Here is a 254-nt window from a genome sequence, read left to right as displayed (position 1 = left end):
GATCTGGGCGAGCATGTGCGTGCCCGTCGGCAACTGGTGGATCTGTTGAAAACAGCAAGGCAGCAGCTGCTGCAGGTTGCGGAAAAAGCGCTACGCAAGCTGCTGCAGGGCAACGTGAACCAGCTTGAGAGCTTGGGAGGCTCAGCGGAAAGCAGATCTCCCGATTGGTTGGCGTTGCCCCGCTCTCGCGCGACAGCGGCGCGATGCGAGGTAAACGCGGGATTGGCGGAGGCCGAGCCGACATCCGACAGGCG

1 pseudogene is annotated in these 254 nt (G+C 63.0%); it reads left to right on the top strand.

Features of this window, described 5'->3' with window-relative positions:
- Positions 1–254, top strand: a pseudogene (locus ABS769_RS22580) (IS110 family transposase); the annotation flags it as partial.

Source organism: Xanthomonas hortorum (assembly GCF_040279205.1).
GTDB classification, from domain to species: Bacteria; Pseudomonadota; Gammaproteobacteria; order Xanthomonadales; family Xanthomonadaceae; genus Xanthomonas; species Xanthomonas hortorum_F.
This window is presented reverse-complemented; position numbering and strand designations above follow the sequence as displayed.